Source organism: Schaalia sp. HMT-172 (assembly GCF_030644365.1).
In the GTDB taxonomy this organism is placed as follows: Bacteria; Actinomycetota; Actinomycetes; order Actinomycetales; family Actinomycetaceae; genus Pauljensenia.
In genome coordinates this window covers 68,561-81,453 of record NZ_CP130058.1, presented here as the reverse complement: position 1 = coordinate 81,453, position 12,893 = coordinate 68,561, and the positions used below count along the sequence as shown (strand labels likewise).

The following is a 12,893-nucleotide window of genomic DNA, read 5'->3' as shown; positions in this document are numbered from 1 at the left end:
GCGGGCGCGCGGGCGCGGACGGCGGTAGCCAACCGACGCCCGTGGATACGGCACGAGGCCGGGGTGGCCCCGGCCTCGTACCTTTCCGGAGTGAGCGGTTCAGGCGCCGCCGACGGAGGACTGCCCCAGTTCCAGGTAGGACTGAACCCAGGGGTAAACCCAGGTGAACAGGGCGGCGACGGCCGCGCCGATGAGGGCCAGGGATTCGATGACCTTGAACCAGGTGGGGCCGGGCAGGTGGCGGAAGATCCATGCGTACATGTGGGGTCCTTCAGTTCGTGGGTTCGTCGACGAGTTCGGCGGGCACGCCCGTGTCCTTGGGGGTCCAGGATTCGAACTTGAGGTGGACGATGTAGCGCTGCCAGTTGCCGTATTCGGGGTGGCAGGTGGTCATGGTCATCCAACGCTCGGTGGGGGTTTCGGACCAGGATTCGTCGTCGATGACGGGGGCGACGACGCGCATCTGGGTGGGGTCGGTGGCGTCGATGATCTCGGAGGAGACCATGGAGTACACGAGGTAGCGGTCGTCGACTTCCACGACGACCTTGTCGCCCTGGGTGAGGCGGTCGATCCAGCGGAAGTTGTTGCCGTAGGTGCGGCGGTGGCCGGCGACGGAGAAGTTGCCGACGCCGCCGGGCTGGGTGGTCATGTCGTAGTGGCCGGCCCAGCCCTGGTCGAGGACGTAGGAGGTGGTGCCTTCGGCGAGGGGGATTTTCATCCAGTCCCAGGTGGGCACGTGGACGATGCCGTAGACTTCGCCGTCGCCGACTTCGCGGTCGAAGGCGGGTGGGTCGTCGGTGCGGATTTCGCCCTGGGTGCGCTTGGCGGGCTGGTGGCTGTCTTCGTACGAGGCGATGGTCTGGGAGACCTGTCCGGAGACTTGGTAGGTCGTCCAGTAGAGCTGCCAGACGGAGAAGAGGCCGATGACGAACGCGAAGGTGATGAGGAGTTCGCCGACGACACCGACGATATTCCAGAAGACGTTGGAGCGCTTTTTCTTTGTCGGTGTGGTTCGGGCGACGTGTTCACCCATGCGATTCCTCCACGGTTGCGTAGTTGACGGTCAACGAGGTTGTTGCGGGTGCGAAGTTCAGGGAGTCTTTGGTCTGCATGTCCCACCCGAGGCCGTATTTTGTCACGTAGGCCTGATAATTCACCATACGTGGGTTTGCGGTAACCGTCGCGCGCAGGGTGTCAGGATCACCGATTGCTTGAATCACATAGGGCGGCGAGTAGCTGGTTCCGTCGACGAGGATGACGTTGCCGATGCAGCGGATGACGGTTCGGTTGGTGATGCGCACGCCCTGGACGGTCATGGCTTCGGCGCCGCCGGCCCACAGGGCGTTCATGGTGTCCTCGATGTCCTGCTGGTGGATGACGAGGTCGTTGGGGGTGGCTCCGGCTGGGATCTGGCCGGGGGGCGCGTCGGAGAGGGTGATTTGGACGCCGGGGCCGCTCACGGGGCTGGTGGATCGGGCGGTGAAGGCGTCTTCGTCGGGGGAGCCGGATTGGGGCGCGGAGGAGAAGCTCTGCACCTGGGCGTCGAGGGAGGATACCTCGTTGTCGAGGGTGGAGACCTGGGCTTGGCGGGTGCGCACGAGGGTCGCCAGGTTCGAGGTCCCGGCAGGGTTTTTGCGCTCGTTGAGGGAGGAGACGGAGAAGAGCAGGCCGGAGGCGATGGTGACGGCGAGGACGGCCACCGCGTGGCGTGCTGTGCGTGCGCGCATGATTTCCCCCTCCGTGGCGCTGCGTTTTGGCACTTCTCAGGTCCGAGACTACGCTAGTGTTGCGATTAATTCATCACCGCCGGGCGGTTTGTCTTCCCGCGCGGGCCAGCAGAGAGGACCCGACGTGGCCGAATCTAAGAAGCGTAAGAAGAATGGGCACGAGGTCGAGGACGATACCGAGATCAAGAATTGGACGGATGGCATTCCGTTGAGTCCCGCATGGTGGGCGCCGACGTTCGTGGCCCTCATGATCCTGGGCCTGCTGTGGGTCGTCGTCTACTACATTTCCCAGGGCATTTACCCGATTCCGAAGCTGGGCGCGTGGAATATCGCGGTGGGTCTGGGCACGATGATGGTGGGTTTCCTGATGACGTTGCGCTGGCGCTGACGGGAGCGCGGCGGGCGTGGGCCTGCCGTCTCCAGCGAGTGTGAGAGCGGGGCGTTCCGGCTGCGGCTGGGACGCCCCGCTGTATTTCGACGAGGCCCGGGCGGACCGCTCGGAGCGAAGCGGCGCGTCAGGGGCGGCTGAGCTCGACCCTCATGCCGGCGTCGTACATGCCTTGCAGGGTGCGTCCGGCGAGGCCGTCTTCGAGGCGGGCGGGATGCGCGCTGGCGAATGACATGACGGTCGTGGCGCCGGCTCTCAGGATCGCGGGAGAGGCCGGAGTGGAGGGGCCCAGGACAACGGTGTGCGCGTCCGCCGCGAGCGCGAGCAGGCGCGGCATCGTCTTGTTGACGAACGCGGATCCGGAGATGAAGACGTAGTCCATCTCGGGGAGCAGGTATTCGCAGGCGGAGTCGGGGTAGTCGCCGTCGAAGACGTTGCGTTCGAGGATCGTGAGCTCCGCAGCGTCGGGCATGGCGGCAGCCGCGAAGGGGAAGTGACCGATGACGGCGACGCGCTTGCCGGCGACGAAGGGCCCGTATGGGTGGAAGGTGCGCGCCCAGTTGTTTTCCTTGCAGGGGCGGAACCCGTGGGCAAGGGCTCGCACTGGATGGGAGTGGTAGGCGTTGACGGCCGCCATGCCGACGCCGGCGTCCTCAAAGTTCCAGGATTTCGCCAGGGCGGCGACGTCGCGCAGGGGGCGGCCGACCAGGTCGGAGGGGTCCTCGATGGCGCGCGGGCGGGACTGGACGTTCATGCCGAAAGCCATGCCGGCGCCGTCCTCGCTGGTGGCAACGCGACGCCACTTGCCGTCTGTGTGGATCGCGGTGACGGTGATGTCGGCGGGAATCTCGTCGATGAGCTGGTCGTACAGGTCCCAGGGGCTGGTCATGGTGTCTCCTGTGGGAAGCATGAGGGAGGGCCCGGCACAGCGCCGGACCCTCCCTATGTTAGGTCATCCTAAGACAACTCGCCGATGCCCCGCGGAGGCAACGGCTCTCCGATCACGCCCCGTAGACCTCAACGAGGACGCGGAAGGCCAGCGCGTTAATCACGATCATGCCGACAATCATGCCGAGCGCGACGACCGTTTCACGCCGATTCTGGTACACCTGCGTGACGCCTGCGCGCGGGCGGGCCATGCGCACGAGGACCCACGTGGCGCCCACGCCGGCGATCGCCCCGCCGATGTGCCCCTGCCAGGAGATGCCGCTGACCATGAAGCCGTAGACGAGGTTGATGCCGAGCAGCGTCAGGATCGCGGTCGTGTCTGACCCGCCCAGGCGCTGGAGGACGAACACGGCGCCGAACAGGCCGAAGACGGCGCCCGACGCGCCGACCGTGCTCACGAAGATCTCGGAGGGCTGGATGAGGCACCACGCGATGATGAAGGCGGAGCCTCCCAGCGCGCTCACCAGGTAGAGCGTGAGGAAGCGCCACCGACCCAGGACCGGTTCGATCACCCGCCCCACCCAGTACAGGGAGAGCATGTTGAACAGGATGTGCATGATGCCGCCGTGCAGGAACGCGCCAGTGAGGATCGTCCACGGGCGCGACATGAGGGTCGCGGGCACGAGCGCCAGGTCAAGCTTCGTCGAGGGCGCGAAGGAGGTCACCGCGTACATGAGGACGCAGATCGCGATCATCGCGTAGGTGACGACCGGCGCGCCGGCCGCGACCGCGCGCGACGCGGAACCCATCCACCGCTTCTTGGAGGACGTACAGTCCACGCAGATGGAGCGGACCTCGGTGGGGATCGCACAGTCCACGCACATGGGCCGGTTGCAGCGCTTGCAGTAGTCCACGCTGCGCACGCCCGGGTGGCGCGGGCAGTCGGGGGCGGCGCGCGGGTCGGAGCGCTGGCCGTAGCTCGGCATGCTCATAGGGTCCCTTTCAGGAGTGGGTAAGGGACGAGGCCGGGGTCGCCCACCCCGCCAACTGCACTGAGCAGCGGGGGTAGCCCCGGCCTCGTCGAAAAAGAGAAGAAAAGGTCAGTCGACGATCTCGATCGAGTTGATGACCTGATCCGTGACGGGGCGGTCGTTGGCGCCCGTGGGGGTGTTGACGATGGCGTCGACGACGCGCTTGGACTCCTCGTCGGTGACCTTACCGAAGATTGTGTGGTTGCCGAGCAGCCACGGGGTGGGGGCCACGGTGATGAAGAACTGCGAGCCGTTGGTGCCCTTGCCCATGCGCTTGCCGGCGTTGGCCATGGCGAGCAGGTAGGGGTCGTTGAAGGTCAGTTCGGGGTGAATCTCGTCGTTGAACTGGTAGCCGGGGCCGCCCGTGCCGGTGCCGAGGGGGTCGCCGCCCTGGATCATGAAGCCGGGGATGACGCGGTGGAAGATGGTGCCGTCGTAGAGGGGACGGGAGGTCTTCTGGCCGGTCTTCGGGTCGACCCATTCGCGCTCGCCTTTGGCCAGGGTCACGAAGTTGTGAACCGTGTTGGGGGCGTGGTTGGGGAACAGTTCGACGGTGATGTCGCCGGCGGTGGTGTGCAGAATAGCTTTCATGGGGTTAATGGTGACATCTTTTCCTGGGTGTTTCCTGTCCGTCACACGGGTCGCCCTGGTGGGTGGGCTGCACATCACAAGCGGATGTAGCACAATAGGAGTGAGTGGCGCGGCCGCGCCCCAGTTAATGTGGACAGAATCGGAGACATCATGGCTACTTCGCCTTCTTTCGATGCAGAAAAGCTGCGCGCTACCTCTGAGCAGCTTCGCGACGCCGCCGCTGTGTACGCCGGGAAGGTTGCCGTCCGGGCCGCCGATCTGGCGAACCAGGGCGTTGATTGGGCTGCGCCCCGCGCGCAGGCCGTCCTGACGAACGCGATTGAGCACGCGACCCCCGCCATCGAGAACGCCGCCGCCCGCGCGCAGGCCGCCGCCGCGCACGCCGGCCCCGCGATCGAGAACGCCCGCGGACACCTGGTGGACGACTACCTGCCGCGCGCTTCCCGCGCCGTGAACGAGGCGAGCGCCGCCCTCACTGCCCGCGGTTCCCTGTCGGATCGCGCTCGCCGCGCCTCCGAGGCCTCGGCTGCTGCCCTGGCGACGCCGACGCCCAAGCGCCGCAAGTGCCGCGTGCTGCGCGCCTTCGGTCTGACGGCCCTGGTCGGCGCGGTCGCCGGCGCTGGCTACATCCTGTGGAAGCGTTCGCAGCCGATCGAGGATCCGTGGGCCGAGGAGTACTGGGCCGATCTGGACACGGATTCCTTCGTGCCGGACACCGAAGCTGAGAAGGCCACCTTCGAGGGCTGAGTCTTCGTCACTTGTGCGGGTGGGGCCGCGACGCATTGCGTCGCGGCCCCACCCGTTGCTGTTTGTGTTTGTGTTGCCAGCGGTGCTCCCCGGCGCGGCCGCTTACGTTCTCGCCGGGGCGGCGCGGGGCGTGGGTGGTGCGGTCACAGCTCGGGGGCGTAGGTGACGGCCTCAGTTGCTGGGCAGAGGGATAGAACCCGCCGGCTGGCGCATTATCTCGCCGATGATCACGATGGCGACGGCGACCAGGAAAGGGGTTACGTTGAGGATGATTCCCCACACGCAGCGTGACCGCTGCTGACGTGCGTAGCGCTTGCGTAGCCCCACCAGCGCGACGACGAGGCCGGTGATGTTCATGGGTGCTTGAACGGCCGATCCGTAGAGGAAGATGAAAAAGAAGATGAGCGGCCACGTCACATTCGGATAGTCCTGGAACACCCCCGTGGTGATCAGCACCAGGGCAAGGACCACCTGGAGGGTAAAGAACACCCATCCGCCGATGCCGAAGCGCACGGAATATTTTCCGTGGAGGCCCTGGCGCTGCTCGGCATGGGCGGCAGCGCGGGCCTCGGGGCCCTGCGGCGCGGGGCCCGCGGGCGACGCGGGCGATGGGGGCGACGCCGACACCGCGGCAGGGTAGGGCTGACGCTGATTCATGGGCTAGTGGCCCCTCTCGACCATCGTCGCGATCATGATGACGGCGTAGAGCAGGAAGAAGGCGACGAACGGCGCGACGCTCAAGCCGATGCCGATCCTGTTCATGATGAGCTGCTTGCGCGTCATGAGCCGTTTATTCGCCGATCCGCCGGCGATCAGGCCGAAGAGGACGAGGGGCGGGACGACGACCAGGAATCCAAACATCGGAATAACGGCGATCCCGGACCGCTCCGAAGCACTCTCGTCGGCCGAACTCCATATCATCAGCGCCGTCACGCCGATGATCAGGAAGATTGCTACCCAGACCGCGATACCGAGGATAAAAGCGGTCGGGATCTTCTTCGTGCTCGCCTGCGTCTGCGCCCCGCCGTAGGGCTGGGGAGCACTACCCGGGTACGACTGGGGAACGCCACCCGGGTACGACTGGGGAGCACCACCCGGGTAGGGTGCGGCGCCCTGCTGCGCGCTCCCCTGGTATGGCGTGGCCCCCTGGTAGGGTGCGGCGCCCTGCTGCGCGCTCCCCTGGTATGGCGTGGCCCCCTGGTAGGGTGCGGCGCCCTGCTGCGCGCTCCCCTGATAGGGCGTGGCCCCCTGGTAGGCGCTGGCCCCCTGCGGGTTGAGCACTCCCGGGTAGCCGCTTAGCTGCGGGTTGTTGGTCGGTACGCTCATTCGCTGATCCTTTGTTCGTTACTCACGCACGCTCATCGGCTAGTGGAGAAACCATATACTGGCAAAGAACGCCACGTAGGGGGCTGCATTGAGAAGAAGACCCAGCCATCCGACGACTGTCTTTGCCTTCGGGGTGAGTGCAACACCCATAATCCCAGTCACGAATCCGGCCGTATTCACGGGGCCCATGAAGATAAACGCGAAGAGCGGGAAAAATCCGATGATGTCCGCCCCGCTCGCATCGGCCATCATCGATTCCGAGTGGAGAGCCTCCCACATGGCGAACACTGTCGCGCCGATGATGACCAGTCCGATGATTCCGCAGGCCAGGGAGATCCAGCTCGCCATTTTTCCGCCTCGTTTCTCGGCGGAAACGGCGGGCTGAGGGGGCACCTGCTGCATACCCGGGTAGGCGGGCACTCCCGGCTGAAGCCCCGGATATGGCGCTACGCTCGGCTGCGCGGGGCCCGCCTGGGTCGGCCTGCCTCCATATTGCGTGTATCCGGGCATGCTCACGGTGTCCTCCATCCAACCGATATTTCAAGAATTGAGATTAACGGTAAGTTCCTACCCGCGCAACGGACACTCACCCGAGGAGAGCGCGCAGCACCTGGGGTGCCCCATGGGCCAGGAGAGCCAGAACAATGATGACCCGCCCTGCGATTCCACAGGAGATGCTGATCCGATCGACCCGCGTAGGGAAGCTCACCTGGGGTTGGGCGACATAGGTCTGAGGGTATCCCAGATAGGGTCCGCCACCCTAGTAGAACCCGCCATTCTGGTAGGGGACACCACCCTGGTAGAACCCATCACCCGGATAGAGTCCGCCACTCTGGTAGGGCATACTCCCCTGATACGGCACACTATCCCCGTAGCTGTCCGGCTGAGGATTGTTGATCGGCACAGTCATTCACTGCTCCTTGCCCTTATGTCTAGTGCGTGCTGCCGTTCATCACCCAGAGGATAAAACAGATTGCGAAATAGATATATGGACTCACGTTGAGGACGATCCCCAACCAATTCAACCGCCACTTCCTCGACCGATCCGAGAGCCTCCTGATCCCGATGACCAGGCCAGTCATGTTGAGGGGGAGCATGACCGAACCTGTTATCTGCGGAATAAGGCCGACGAAACCTAAGACTGAGTGATGGGTCTTCCCAAATTCCGTGCTGGTCAGCAGCCAAAGCCCCAGATAGGTTATCAGGTGCAGTGCCCACACCGCCGCCCCGCAAGCAATGGACACCCAGTTGACCCGCGGGGGCATCTGCACCTGGGGGCCGACCGGGCAGGACTGCGGATACCCCTGGTAGGGGCCAGCAGCCTGGTACGGGTTGGCTCCCTGCGGCGCAGCCTGCCCGGGCGCGTAGGGAGCCGTGGGTATCCCGCCCTGATTTCCTCCGCTCCGATAGGTGTGTGAGTTCGGGGCGCGAGAATCCGACATTGTCACAATCGCTCCTTCATGAGTTGATCATCGCGGTAATACCAGCACAGCCGCACGCCCTTGCGAGCGGGCCGACGGTGGGCATGCACCCACAAACATTGTTGGACACGTGAGCTGCCCCACGGCTCAGCGGCCAAAGAGTATCGCCAGCAAGAACGGGAGGACTGTGAAAATGACGTACGGGCTCGCATTGAGGAGGATTCCCAACCAGTTGAGCTTGAGCGTCTTGGGCTTTCCGACGGCCCCCATGATCCCGGCAATGCCACCGGCGAGGTTCACCGGGCCAATGATTACCAGGGCGAAGAGCGGAAAGAAACCGATTATATCTTTGCCACTCGGGTCAGGATCGGACGCGCTAGCTCGCAGGGCCATCCACATGGCCAGCAGCGTCAGGCCGATGAGGGTCCACCCGATAATACCCAGGATGATCGACGGCCAATTCACCTTCTGAACCACGGGCCCTTGAGGCACTGGTGCATAGCCCGGAGCAATCCCCTGGGGCACCGCCGAATACCCCTGCGGCGCGGGCTGCACGGGCTGCCCCGCGGGCGCTCCAGGAACTGCGGAAACGGCGGGCTGAGGGGGCACCTGCTGCATACCCGGGTAGGCGGGCACTCCCGGCTGAAGCCCCGGATATGGCGCTATGCTCGGCTGCACGGGGCCCGCCTGGGTCGGCCTGCCTCCATATTGCGTGTATCCGGGCATGCTCACGGTGTCCTCCATCCAACCGATATTTCAAGAATTGAGATTAACGGTAAGTTCCTACCCGCGCAACGGACACTCACCCGAGGAGAGCGCGCAGCACCCGGGCAGTCAGGCGACAGAAGCCTCGCCATCGCAACGAAAAGGCGACACCTCGACCATCGCCAGCAAAGCGCCGAGCAGGTTCAGATGAGAACCAGCAGGGGGAGGAAAAGAACGCACCAGCACAGGGGCACATTCAGGACTATTCCCCACGTGGCGAGTGCCCGCTCAGCCTCGCTGTCAGCGCGCCGACGCGCTCGTATTCCCATGATCAAGCCCGCAAGTTGGACAAGGCCCGCCGGGACGGACATGTAGAAGCAGACGGCCACGACGATCAGCGTGGGCAAGAACGGATCCCCCAGCGCCATCGCGAGGTCGTGAAGCATCGCGAACAGGCCAACAATCAGCGCCCCGACCATCGCCAGTATGCCCGCGAGCCCCGCACCCACCGACTTCGCGCCCACGCTGTGAAAGAGACGCTCGAACAGGGAGCCACACGCAGCCAGGACCGCAACGCCGCACACGACGAGGAGGGGGACGAGAGCGCCCGGATCGCCAACAATACCCACCGCGGGAATAATACAGGCACAGGCAAGGAAGAAGGCATTCGCACCCACTCCCAACGCGCAGCGCCCGAGCTCCCTGCGCCCCTCGGCTCGCGCTCGCCCCACTAACCCGGCGATAACACCGACGAGGTGAACGATCCTAGACGCACCGACGACGGGCAGGAGGGAACGGATAAACTCGCCGTCGCTCATCACTGCAGAGTCGCCGGGAATGACGAGGTTCGCGCTGGCGCTCATCTCGTCAACAACCGAGGCTGATCGGACGATAAAGCCACCGATCATGACCGCAAGTCCCGCGAATACGCAGAACAGGGACAGCCCGCACATCCGTCGCGACATGCGTTCACGAGGTCCACCTGCGGGAACGCTGCAGTCGTTCATAGCATTCTCCCCCCAGTGATCGCAGCGGCGGCCTGGTCAAGAACAAGCACACGCCATCATTGGGCGTGCGCCAACGACCTACGACAAAAACGCCTCCACAATCATGCCGACGAACATGATGACGAAAAAGATGACGTACGGGCTCAGGTTGAGGATCATTCCCAGCCTGTTGAGCTTCCATTTCGCCGGCTTCTCCTTCGCCCTTGAGGACGCCACGATGGCACCGACGAGGTTCAACGGACCGCAGAAGCCCAGCACAAAAAGAGGATAGAAGCCGACAATAGCCGCCCCGCTCGCGGACACATCCGGCGAGTGCATCAATCTCCACGCGTCCAGCACTAACAGCGCGATGAACACCCATACACAAATTCCAAAGACGAGGGAGACGCAGTTAACCCGCACTTTCACAGGCCCCTGAGGCACGGGCGCATAGCCCGGCGCAAATCCCTGAGGTGCCGTCGAATACCCCTGCCCCGCGGGCTGCGCGGGTACTCCCGCCTGGGGCACAACCTGCGGCGACCCTTGCGGCGCGAGCTGCACAGGCTGCGCGGGCTGCACGGGAACTGCGGGCTGCACGGGAACTGCGGGCTGCCCCGCAGGCTGCTGGGGATAAGGGGTGCTCATTAGGTTCCTCCTTTATTGCACCGACATGCGGCAACGAGACTGTGAAGAACCCACACATCCCCCGTACCGAAAAGTCTTTCAAGAATTGAGATTAACGGTACGTTCCTAGCCGCGCAACGGACACTCACCCGAGGAGAGCGCGCAGCACCTGGGCGACCCCGGCCTCGTTGTTCGAGGGCGCCACGAAACGTGCAGCCTCGACGACGTCCCGCGACGCGTTAGCCATCGCGAAGGACAGGTCCCCCTCGCTCATCATCGACAGGTCGTTTCCCGCGTCGCCGAAGACGGCGGTCTGGGAACGATCCACCCCGAGGAAGCGCTGCAGGTCACGCACGGCGCTGCCCTTGTCGACGCCGCGAATCTGCAGGTCCGCCCAATTCGCGCCGGAAATCGCGTATTGGTGCGTGTCAGCGAAGTTGGCCAGGGTGGCCTCCGCGAGCGCCTGGACCGGCCCAATGACGTACACGGCGAGCTTGACGATCGCGTCGTCGATCTCGCCGGCCTCGATCGCGTCGATGATGGCGATCTGGTCATCCACGCGCTTGGTGCGGTGGTAGTAGGGCATGACGCCGTCGACGAAGCGGTCGTCGGTGCGCTCGACGTAGGCGAATTGCTTGCCGCACATGACCAGGCCGCCGTCGATCCCGTCCGAACCCGAGGTAGCTTCCCGCACGAGGCGGATGACCTCGCGCACGGTGGGGGTGTCGACGGGGTGGGAGGAGACCTCGACGCCGTCACGCATGACGATGCCGCCGTTCTCGCCGATGACGGTCATGCCCAGGCGCCCGGGGAACATGTCGATGAGGGTCCACACCTGGCGGCCGGACGCGGGCGCGAAGGTGACGCCGCGCGCATCCATCTGGTCGAGCAGCTCGTCCATGCCGGGCGGGAAGTTCTTGTCATCGTCCAGGAGCGTGCCGTCCATGTCGACGGCGGCCAGGCGCAGGTCGGCGCCCGCGTAACGCGCGGGGTCAGTGGGGGTCGTCATGCCTCCATTGTGCCCGACCGGGGTGCCGGGTGCGCGCGACCTGCGACGAGGCCGGGGCAACCTCACGTGACCTCGTGCGGTACGCGCATGGTCACTCTGAGCGCTCCCGATCCTTCTCGTTGCCCTTTTCGAAGAAGCGCACGAGGAGGGCGCACAGGAACGCAAGCATGCCGAACGGAGCGATAAAGAGCAGCGCGGAGAGGAAGGCCAAGTTCATGGCGACTGCGGGCGGGTTACCGTCCGGATCAAAAAAGCTGGCGAGCCAGGCCAACGGCGGCAGGTACAACATACTTCCGGTGAGGACGAAACCCAGGATGACGCAGATTCGCACCACACTCGAACCCTGACGCCGTTTCTCGCGGATCAACTCACCAGCATTGTCCGAAGCTCCATCGGCCGACATGACCCGCGCCTCCGCATCGGCGGCCTTTCTCTCGCGGCTTTTCGTTGCCGTGACGTCGGCAGCCAGCGCTAGGAGGACGACAAATGCTACGGGGGCAGCAAACAGAAGTAATCCGACGAGGAACACAACACCTCCAGATGATGGAACCGAGGCCGTCACGCCCCTCCATTCCATTCGGGGGACGTCGAGATCGTCTCAGCACCACCACCATAGCGCAGCCGCAGCCAGGGCCAGCACGGCGACCACGAAAGCACCGATGCGCGGGAAGCGACTGGCCCCCATGGACAGTGGGCATCTCGTCGAGGCCGACAGGGAGAAGATTTCCTCATCGAGGCCCGCTCGCGTCTGTGGGCGCACGGCGGGCGGATACGAGGGCGGCGCGGGGCGCCGGCGACGCGCGGCTGGCCTGGTGACCTGCGCTCCTCGCGCGGCCCCACCGACCCCCTCCGCGTGCGAGTACTGGGAAGGCGAGCGATACACGATGTCTCCATCGACTATTACGGTGTGAATGGCGCAATCCTAGCACCTATGAGGCGCGCGTCACACTCATTTCCCTTCTCGCACTTCGCTTCATTTAATCGGGGCAACAAATCGACAAACAGCTTGCATCCCCTTGTAAAAGTATCCCACCATCACACCATGTGTTAGGCTGATCATGCTCGTTCAAAGCATTGAACACCCCTATTTCGAGGAGAGAACCATGAGTCTGGAAGATCTGGCAAAGAAGGCCGAAGAAGGCTTCGAGAAGGTCGTTGACGCGGCCAAGGAGAAGGCTGAAGAAGCCAAGGACAAGCTTGCTGAGCTCGCTGGCGATGCTAAGGACAAGGCAGAGGACGCCAAGGACAAGGTCGAAGAGGCCGCCGAGGACGCTAAGGACAAGGCAAAGGACATCGCCGAGGACGCCAAGGACAAGGCGGAGGACGCCAAGGACGAACTCGCAAAGTGAGTGACCGGAAGGGGGGCGAACCAATAGGTTTGCCCCCCTTCTCCATACACTCTCACCCCCGACGGGTTTGTATTTCCTCGTAGCTCGTTTGCATTCCCCCG

The 12,893-nt window shown here is 64.5% G+C and carries 19 protein-coding genes; 3 read left to right on the top strand and 16 right to left on the bottom strand.

The genetic code is table 11. The features are described from left to right. Positions 1-99 precede the first annotated feature (99 nt). From QU663_RS00420 to QU663_RS00410, 3 genes are read right to left on the bottom strand one after another with little or no spacing between them, the layout of a single operon-like run. Positions 100-261, bottom strand: coding sequence for a hypothetical protein (locus tag QU663_RS00420; protein WP_003791609.1), 162 nt, complete (start codon positions 259-261; stop codon positions 100-102). 10 nt (positions 262-271) lie between these two features. Next, a complete protein-coding gene (locus QU663_RS00415) occupies positions 272-1,033 on the bottom strand; it encodes a class E sortase (RefSeq protein WP_021612141.1) in 762 nt (253 codons plus the stop codon). After that, a complete protein-coding gene (locus QU663_RS00410) occupies positions 1,026-1,727 on the bottom strand; it encodes a DUF881 domain-containing protein (RefSeq protein ID WP_034481568.1) in 702 nt (233 codons plus the stop codon). Before QU663_RS00410 ends, QU663_RS00415 begins: the two co-directional genes overlap by 8 nt. Positions 1,728-1,851: 124 nt before the next feature. Between QU663_RS00410 and QU663_RS00405 the strand changes: the two genes are divergently transcribed. Then, on the top strand, positions 1,852-2,115 hold the full coding sequence (locus QU663_RS00405) for a cell division protein CrgA (protein WP_009058111.1): 264 nt from the start codon (positions 1,852-1,854) through the stop codon (positions 2,113-2,115). A gap of 127 nt (positions 2,116-2,242) precedes the next feature. Here QU663_RS00405 and QU663_RS00400 read toward each other — a convergent pair whose 3' ends face one another. From QU663_RS00400 to QU663_RS00390, 3 genes are all read right to left on the bottom strand, one after another. After that, complete coding sequence (locus tag QU663_RS00400) at positions 2,243-3,004, bottom strand: Rossmann-like domain-containing protein (protein WP_084437428.1); 762 nt, start codon at positions 3,002-3,004, stop codon at positions 2,243-2,245. A gap of 112 nt (positions 3,005-3,116) precedes the next feature. Further along, on the bottom strand, positions 3,117-3,995 hold the full coding sequence (locus tag QU663_RS00395; protein ID WP_021612138.1) for a rhomboid family intramembrane serine protease: 879 nt from the start codon (positions 3,993-3,995) through the stop codon (positions 3,117-3,119). A gap of 108 nt (positions 3,996-4,103) precedes the next feature. Next, on the bottom strand, positions 4,104-4,625 hold the full coding sequence (locus QU663_RS00390) for a peptidylprolyl isomerase (RefSeq protein WP_021612137.1): 522 nt from the start codon (positions 4,623-4,625) through the stop codon (positions 4,104-4,106). A 150-nt stretch (positions 4,626-4,775) separates the two neighbouring features. Here QU663_RS00390 and QU663_RS00385 point away from each other — a divergent pair, with 150 nt between their 5' ends. Continuing rightward, entirely contained in the window at positions 4,776-5,372 is a 597-nt protein-coding gene (locus QU663_RS00385) for a hypothetical protein (protein WP_021612136.1), read from the top strand. A gap of 171 nt (positions 5,373-5,543) precedes the next feature. On the opposite strand, the gene QU663_RS00380 is transcribed toward QU663_RS00385, so the two are convergent. The 10 genes from QU663_RS00380 to QU663_RS00335 form a co-directional block, all read right to left on the bottom strand. Next, positions 5,544-6,029: a hypothetical protein gene (locus QU663_RS00380; RefSeq protein ID WP_304990607.1), complete on the bottom strand. Its 486-nt coding sequence runs from the start codon at positions 6,027-6,029 to the stop codon at positions 5,544-5,546. 3 nt (positions 6,030-6,032) lie between these two features. After that, positions 6,033-6,698: a hypothetical protein gene (locus QU663_RS00375; protein ID WP_304990606.1), complete on the bottom strand. Its 666-nt coding sequence runs from the start codon at positions 6,696-6,698 to the stop codon at positions 6,033-6,035. A 39-nt stretch (positions 6,699-6,737) separates the two neighbouring features. After that, on the bottom strand, positions 6,738-7,214 hold the full coding sequence (locus QU663_RS00370) for a hypothetical protein (protein ID WP_304990605.1): 477 nt from the start codon (positions 7,212-7,214) through the stop codon (positions 6,738-6,740). Between the two features lie 416 nt (positions 7,215-7,630). Continuing rightward, complete coding sequence (locus tag QU663_RS00365; RefSeq protein WP_034480046.1) at positions 7,631-8,140, bottom strand: hypothetical protein; 510 nt, start codon at positions 8,138-8,140, stop codon at positions 7,631-7,633. Between the two features lie 126 nt (positions 8,141-8,266). Beyond that, positions 8,267-8,596, bottom strand: a complete 330-nt coding sequence (locus QU663_RS00360) for a hypothetical protein (protein ID WP_021610680.1) — start codon at positions 8,594-8,596, stop codon at positions 8,267-8,269. 431 nt (positions 8,597-9,027) lie between these two features. Further along, a complete protein-coding gene (locus tag QU663_RS00355; RefSeq protein ID WP_232210935.1) occupies positions 9,028-9,789 on the bottom strand; it encodes a hypothetical protein in 762 nt (253 codons plus the stop codon). Positions 9,790-9,909: 120 nt separating this feature from the next. Further along, the gene (locus QU663_RS00350; RefSeq protein WP_051267779.1) at positions 9,910-10,455 is read right to left on the bottom strand and encodes a hypothetical protein; all 546 of its coding nucleotides are present in this window, start codon (positions 10,453-10,455) and stop codon (positions 9,910-9,912) included. Positions 10,456-10,579: 124 nt separating this feature from the next. Then, the gene (locus tag QU663_RS00345; RefSeq protein ID WP_021611971.1) at positions 10,580-11,443 is read right to left on the bottom strand and encodes an HAD-IIB family hydrolase; all 864 of its coding nucleotides are present in this window, start codon (positions 11,441-11,443) and stop codon (positions 10,580-10,582) included. 91 nt (positions 11,444-11,534) lie between these two features. Next, positions 11,535-11,972 carry a hypothetical protein gene (locus QU663_RS00340; RefSeq protein ID WP_021611972.1) on the bottom strand — a complete coding sequence of 146 codons (438 nt, stop codon included), beginning with the start codon at positions 11,970-11,972 and terminating at the stop codon, positions 11,535-11,537. Between the two features lie 69 nt (positions 11,973-12,041). Beyond that, the gene (locus QU663_RS00335) at positions 12,042-12,326 is read right to left on the bottom strand and encodes a hypothetical protein (RefSeq protein ID WP_084437421.1); all 285 of its coding nucleotides are present in this window, start codon (positions 12,324-12,326) and stop codon (positions 12,042-12,044) included. Positions 12,327-12,546: 220 nt separating this feature from the next. Here QU663_RS00335 and QU663_RS00330 point away from each other — a divergent pair, with 220 nt between their 5' ends. After that, positions 12,547-12,792 (top strand): YtxH domain-containing protein, encoded by a 246-nt coding sequence (locus tag QU663_RS00330; protein ID WP_034481434.1) that lies wholly within the window; start codon positions 12,547-12,549, stop codon positions 12,790-12,792. Positions 12,793-12,893 lie beyond the last annotated feature (101 nt).